General features: G+C 57.5%; 6 protein-coding genes and 1 pseudogene. 2 read left to right on the forward strand and 5 right to left on the reverse strand.

Annotated elements, in window-relative coordinates; genetic code table 11:
• From H567_RS30345 to H567_RS0120770, 3 genes are all read right to left on the reverse strand, one after another.
• The coding region (locus H567_RS30345; RefSeq protein ID WP_492211723.1) for an IS1634 family transposase N-terminal domain-related protein at positions 1–170 on the reverse strand (170 nt) is incomplete at its 3' end.
• A gap of 400 nt (positions 171–570) precedes the next feature.
• Positions 571–1,998, reverse strand: coding sequence for a glycoside hydrolase 5 family protein (locus H567_RS0120765; protein ID WP_028322864.1), 1,428 nt, complete (start codon positions 1,996–1,998; stop codon positions 571–573).
• A 69-nt stretch (positions 1,999–2,067) separates the two neighbouring features.
• The gene (locus tag H567_RS0120770) at positions 2,068–4,548 is read right to left on the reverse strand and encodes a hypothetical protein (RefSeq protein ID WP_028322865.1); all 2,481 of its coding nucleotides are present in this window, start codon (positions 4,546–4,548) and stop codon (positions 2,068–2,070) included.
• 121 nt (positions 4,549–4,669) lie between these two features.
• Here H567_RS0120770 and H567_RS30350 point away from each other — a divergent pair.
• A pseudogene (locus tag H567_RS30350) lies at positions 4,670–4,893 on the forward strand (IS701 family transposase); the annotation flags it as partial.
• Between the two features lie 232 nt (positions 4,894–5,125).
• Here the strand turns inward: H567_RS30350 and H567_RS26440 are convergent.
• Entirely contained in the window at positions 5,126–5,797 is a 672-nt protein-coding gene (locus H567_RS26440; RefSeq protein ID WP_051185179.1) for a PA2778 family cysteine peptidase, read from the reverse strand.
• A gap of 52 nt (positions 5,798–5,849) precedes the next feature.
• On the reverse strand, positions 5,850–5,939 hold the full coding sequence (locus tag H567_RS30200) for a hypothetical protein (RefSeq protein WP_353743108.1): 90 nt from the start codon (positions 5,937–5,939) through the stop codon (positions 5,850–5,852).
• Positions 5,940–6,309: 370 nt separating this feature from the next.
• Here H567_RS30200 and H567_RS0120785 point away from each other — a divergent pair.
• On the forward strand, positions 6,310–6,530 hold a 221-nt coding region (locus H567_RS0120785), incomplete at its 3' end, for a DUF4372 domain-containing protein (RefSeq protein ID WP_028322866.1).

Below are 6,530 nucleotides of genomic sequence, written 5' to 3' on the forward strand. Positions count from 1 at the left end.
TGGCACAGGCGCATCATGGCATCACGGTCGATCAAGTCAGCCCGCCCGAAATTATGAATGATCTGGGCGGTCGGTTTGTGCGTCTCAGGGTGGCGAACGTTATGCGCGAGCTGGAGGTACTCGACCACGGAGCCGTCTCGATTTTTGCGTTTGGTCGTTCGAATAAACATATCTACGTGGTTACCATATACCACATAGCATGTCAATATGATAACGATCAAGTCGTGTTACTACAGGTTTTTGCGGTTTTTCAGATGCCCCCCTTGATTTTATTAGGAAAATCCGGCTTCGGAGGCCAAAAAGTGCCTACTGAGCCGGAACTCAGGCTATAGAGCCCGGTTTTCAATCCGGAAATGAGGATTTTTCTTCACCGCTTCGCCGCTCAGTCCCACCGCGAGGCAGCGGGTCCCTGTTTGGCCAATAATAAGAAAATCAAGCGTTTGCGTGAAGACGACCTGTAGATCGCCGCACAAGCAAACGTGCAGATTGACGCCGAGATTGGCAAAAAATTCTCATTTCCGGATTGGAAACTGGATGATCCCGGGGAATCATTTCCGGATGGATACTATTTCAGAGACGCAGGTTGTCGCGTGTCAACTGTTCGGAGAACGCCCTGATATCTCGTACTACGGGTCGCCCGCAGAGTTCTTCGCTTGAAGGGGAAGAGCCGAGATGCACACACTGATCGGACGGTTGAACAACGCCTTCTCTCTGCTTCCACAACAACGGGATGCGGTCTGCCCAGTCGAGACAGTGCTCCATCCGACGGGCGTTTCCTTCCAAGCGGCACGTTCCGCGCTCGGTAAGGCTGCGCTTTAGCCCGAAGACCCGTTCAAACTGCCGGCCGTATTCCCAGATCAAGCAGCCGCCGAACCCATTTCGGCGCGCGGTGCTCATGTAGTGCCGAACCAGTTCGGCCTGCACCCGAAAGATGTCCTGAAACGTAGTCGGAGGAGGGAACTGAAAGGGGTTTCGGCCGATGAGGGGCATGCCGAGCGTTTTCTTTACAAACTGCCCACCAAGCCCGCATTCGCCGATGATGCAGGCCTTTCCAGTGTCGGTCCAGCGGGGGATGTTCGGTGTGGCGTGGGTGACGTCGAGCAGGTCATAGGAATGGAAGTCGTGGAAATCGAGACAGTCGTCCAGCAGATCGCGGTTCCTGGTGATTGTGTTGATATAAGCGAAACCGATGGACAGCAGCAGGCGGCGGCCCCCCCTTGCGAGATGAGCGCGCAGCGAGAGGGCCATGCGCCGCAGGAACCGGAGAACGCGCAGTTCACGTCTTCTGAAGTAAAATGCCGCGCCGGCGCCTGCAAGGAAAGCGAGTGGAGAAACCGCGGGGCAGGCCTCGAACGCGGCACGCCCGGCTGCAGTCGAGCGCGACAGGGCCTCGTGGATGTTGCAGGGTGCGAGCGGCCACAGCATGTCGGGCTCGTTCATCAGATCGAGGGCGAAGACGCCTCCGCGGTGGGCGCACAGCGCATCGGCGAAAGGGTGGACCGCGTGCAGAAAAAACCTTTCCTGCGCCCAATCGCTCCGCAGAAGGAGCTGAAAGGCCTCCGCACGGCGCCGATCGGCCTCGGTCGGCTGTTCACCCTCTTCGAAACTGGCTTCTGTAAGCAGGGTCCAATAGATCCGCAGCCCCGCCTCCTCGGCCGAGACGGTGATCTGGCGGACGTTGTCGAGAAAGGCCGGATCGACCCCCGCCACGATCCAATCAGCGCCTCGCTGACGCCACCGAAGCCCTTCACCCTGTTCAAAGGCCCATATCCGGACCACCTGGCAGCCCCACGAACGGAGCCTCTCGAAATCGGCTCGAAGCCGGGCCATCCGCCCAGGGCCGAAGGCCGTCCCGTTCGGACGTGAGGGGTCAGCGGCGGCGATCTGGTTCGGCCCGATATCGCATCCATGCGTCCAGACATAGGGATAGTTGACGCCCAGCGCGAACCATGGGCGGCCTGCAGGGGCATCAGGCGGGAACTCTCCGGGAAGGGTCATCGGATCGCATTTCGTTGGAAAAGGGGATGGATCATCTCGAGAATCCTCCCGGCGACCATGCGCCTGCTCTCAGTTTTCGTCCGGCTTCGGCATATGCACTGTGAGGACTGGAGTTGCAGGCTCGGGCGCGAGGTCGCCGCTTTCAAGGCGCCGTTCACGTCGGTCAACCTCGAGCTGCGCCTGCCGGGCCTCGGCTTCGCGAAGCATCAGATCGGCCTCCAGCCGGCGCGCGTGAAGCGGATCGGCCCCGGAGCAAAGCCCGACGACAGGCTCGCAGTGGTATCCCCCATCGGGCAGAACGACCATGACGGTTTTCAGATCTTGGCCCGGCGCGTCGATGAGCGCCTCGAGCTGGGTCGAGAACACCGCCGAGTGACGATTCTCATCCAGTGCAGACTGGGATGTTTCGACTGCCGCGACCCAAGTCTCCGCTTCGCGCTTCATCCGGGACCGGACCGCCCGCTCCCTCTCGGTGAGGTAAGCAAGCCAGCCATCATCTGCCTCGAAGCGCTTCACACCCTCGGCGGCGATGCGCTCGGCAAGACTCAGCACCTCCGGCACCCGTTCAGGCGAGAGGGGTTTTCTGGGCCGTTTGCAAGTGAGCACATGGGCTTTCGCCTCAGCCACCGCTTTGTCGAGCAGGGTCTGGGCATTCCGCTCGAATCGGTGTTGCGCGGTGTCTCTCAGATAGGTCTTTACCCGCGACAGACATTCTCCGGCCCTCCTTCGGGAGGACGAAAGGTAGGCCTGCAAAGCCTGAGGCTGAGGCATCGTCCCGCTCAGATCCTTGGATTGAAGCCGCTTGCGCAGCTCCGCCTCGAGTTCGCGCCCGAGCCTCATACGGTAGACGCAGCAATTGAGGTGAAAACCGATCATCGGCTCCACGATCTGCTGCTCGAGTTCGGCGATGTCGAAGCCAAGCTCGTCGGCGAGCCGGCGCAGCCTCACAGCCGGGTCCTCCGCCAGCCAGATCGGACGCAGATAGTGCAAAAGGTTCGCCTCGATATGGCATTTGAGTGCGTCGAACAAGGCGCGGTCCTTAGCGGTGGCCTCCTCCATGGTGGGCTCGATCTCGACCAGACCCGCCTCCAGAGTCTCTCCCGCCGGGGCCTCGCCTGCAGTGGTGCCCCCTTCGCCGGTGGACATGCCACCCGTCATACCCGGGGGCCCCTCCATCCGGTCGAGCGGGGGATAGCCGGGACCGCTCGTCAACAGCTTGAGGATCGAACAGGCAGACGCGATGGCGGTTTCGAGCCGTGTCGAAACGGGGTATGCGGCATCGCCCAGGCCTGCAGCCCACAGCCATCCGTTCAGCATCCAGAGCGCGTGTTTGAGTCCGCGGAGTGACGGCCGTGTCCCTAAAGTTTCGAGCGCTGCGCGCGTGTACAGATAGGACGAGGGATCGATGGGTGGCTGGTTATCGAGCACCGTCCGCATCGCAATCCACAAGGCGTTGGCGCGCGTGGCGCCGATGCTGTCCCGGTCGGCCAGCAAATCACCCTCGCTGCTGCGGATGGCATCCTCCATGTCGATGAAGGCATCGACGAGCGCATCGATCGCCCCCTTCGCAAGATTCGTCACCCCCGGCACAACCAACATCCGCGCGGAGGCGAACCCGCCCTCCTGGCTTTCATCGAGCAAATGCCCGCGCAGGATCCCTTCATGGCAGACGACCCACTCGGGTGTGATCAACGGCAGTTGATTCGGCAGCGCGATCGCCAGATCCGTTTCGACCATAGCCAGGTCTACACGATAATGCGACAGCGTCTCGTAAAAATTGTAGGTCACCGACCTTGTCGGATTTGGGTTCTTGAGTACACGCCTGCGCTTTTCTTCGAAACCGGTTTCGTGCACTGTCGAGATCTTGAGCTTGCGCTCGGAGCGCAGCTTGTAGGTGGTCTTGTTGGTTTGTTCCTGGCGTTCTTCACGACGGCGCTCTATCGAGTCGCTGAGCGACTCCCCCATGCTAAAATCAATGCCGGCTGTCACGCCGTAGCTGAGTCCGACATTGGCACCAAGTTGCCATTCCTTCTCCTTCTCCATCCGGCTGACGACCTGCGAGCTGTCATGCCGGGTCAGGCTGCTCTCACTTGCCTTGTCGACAATGTCTGTACTCTCGAGATCCCGACTCACCTTTATGCGGTCCCATGTAAACACATGTATCTCGAGTTCTTCGGCGGGGGTAAGACTCAAGGATTCGATCAATTCGCCCAAGGTCGTACCCATGTGATACCAGGCCTGTTCGAAGGCGACGGCGAACAGGGGCACCGGCTCGAGCACCTCCCAGGCACGGATGCAGGGCGGCCAGGCATTCGCGCAATCCGGATCGGGCGGCATGACTGAGAACTCGTTGCTTGAAGAGGCGAAACGGATTGGGAAATCCTTGATCTTAAAGAGATCGAGGAAGCGATGCACCACCGGGATCGTACCCGGCCTGGCCACACCGCAATCGCCGGCAAGCCCCGGAAAGGCTGCAGCATCAGAGAGACCTCTTGCTTCCCAGTTCTCAACCGTTGCATTCCAAGGGGTTTTCAGATGTACGAGCGGCATGGTGAGGCTCCTTTCAAAAAGGTCCATAAAAAGTCGCCGATTGAAAATTATTTACGGCAGAAAACCGCTTATTTGTCAAACAAAAAGCCGCTTCTGGATAAAGTCCCGCATATCCAAAACTGTAGCATTAAAGACGCTAGTATGATTGAGCGGTCTACGATGGGCCGTAGAAGAATGCTTTGAAGAAGCAAAAACGGAACTGGGCATGGACCATTATGAAGTAAGAAAATTTCCCGGTTGGCATCATCATATTCTTACATGCATGTTGGCTGATTTTTTTCTCTGGCACCTGAAGATCAGGTTGGGGAAAAAAGCACCATCCATTACGCTGTCGCGCTTAGATAGAGTCTTGCTGTGCGTTCTGCTGCCAATGAGAAAGCACTCTGTTGAATCGCTACTTGATCAGATAGCCTGCATACCAGCTCGAAACCACCGGGCCCACATCTCGCACCGGAAGAAAAAACTCCAGGAGATTGATGGAGCAATGCCGTATGTATCGTTGTAGAGCTAAGGAGGGGTAGTAGCGGATGCAAAAGACGCTCACGCTTGCAAAGAAATCGGAAGAGCGAATCATGTCCTAAGGGCTAAAGGCATCGACAACCGTAAGAAAGGGCTTTTCGCCCATGTAGGATGGCTCATCGGCACTAGCCGGCAGTTCATCGAGCCGGAGGACGACGAAGCCCCAGTTTTCCGCGCGTCCCCACGTCTTTTCAACGGTTCGCCAGCCCCTTTCCATCCTCGAATCTTCACCGGACCGAAGGATGATGATCTTTCTGTCCAGATCGTAACCGATCACCACCGCGTAATGCCAAATCGGGTAGAAGCCCAGGGAGAGGTTCTGCAGAACAACAACGGGGTGCCCTGCCGCAATCTCCCTAATGAGAGCTTCAAACGTGTCGATAATGTAGGGCAGACGGCTTCGGCTGCGGACCGCACTCAGTAAAAGGGGCTGAAGACTACCCTCTAGGCTCGGCGTGTAGATTTCACTGCTGATCTTCTTTGGAGAAACCTTACAACCTGAAAATTCCAAAGCGCTTGCTAGAGCTGCTGGACCGCACTGGTATTCTCTTTGGGGATGGAAGGGAACAGAGGCGAGTTCCATGCGGGCTGGTAGGCCGTGGCAATCCAGCCTCGTTTCAGAACGGTAGATTCCTCCCGCGCAGCCCGCCATCAGCACAAGCAGGCCGCACAAAAAAATACCGCAGCCCACGTGCAATAAAAATAAATCTTGGTCGCAAAGGTCACGCACTAATGTTTCCTCACGAAAGGAAACACATCAGTAAAGCCCAGGATGTCGTTGATTAGCAGCACAAAAAAATGAGGACCACTGCCCCAACAACCGCTCCTACACCGTTGCCTCCGGCCGGAAGTTGGTCTGATTGCTGTGCCATCCTGCTCACCTCTTCGTCCGTGAGACCGGCAATCCGCTTCTTGGCTTCTTGGCGGTCTCATTTTTTCTTCCTTGCCGGTAAGATCGCTGTGCTTATTTGATCTGCACGGATTGCATCACTCCCTCGAATTGCTCTTCCATCTCTTCGAAATTCTTTACCGGGGAGCTGGCCGTGAAAAAGAGCACCTCGTCATCTGCTTTCTGAATCTGATACTGAATGTCACTCTTGTCCAAATTAGGAATTGCGGGCGTTTAGGGCGGAGGTGAAGCGCAAGGTGGAGTCGGGAAGGTGATCGAGGTTTCTGGGTATAGCCTCTTTGGTGTATAAGGATTTTGGGAAAAACAAACACACCAAGAGGAGGCTGATACCCATGAACAGGTTCGGTAGCATATTTAGCCAGTTGCTGCAACTTTTTCCGCGGGCGGAATTTGAGGCGGCGGTGAAAGAGACTCGGGCGGAACGGCATGCCAGGGGATTTACGTGCTGGGGACAATTTGTCGCGATGCTTTTCTGCCAGTTTGGGCGCGCCCATAGCCTGCGCGAAATCTGCGGCGGTCTTGCAACCTGCGAAGGAAAGCTGGTCCATCTGGG

This window comes from Desulfatiglans anilini DSM 4660 (assembly GCF_000422285.1).
GTDB lineage: Bacteria > Desulfobacterota > DSM-4660 > Desulfatiglandales > Desulfatiglandaceae > Desulfatiglans > Desulfatiglans anilini.

Excerpts from the sequence above, each read along its gene's own strand:
- H567_RS30200 (WP_353743108.1), bottom strand. The coding sequence starts at position 5,939 with ATGGCACAGCAATCAGACCAACTTCCGGCCGGAGGCAACGGTGTAGGA.
- H567_RS0120770 (WP_028322865.1), bottom strand. The coding sequence starts at position 4,548 with ATGCCGCTCGTACATCTGAAAACCCCTTGGAATGCAACGGTTGAGAAC.
- H567_RS0120765 (WP_028322864.1), bottom strand. The coding sequence starts at position 1,998 with ATGACCCTTCCCGGAGAGTTCCCGCCTGATGCCCCTGCAGGCCGCCCA.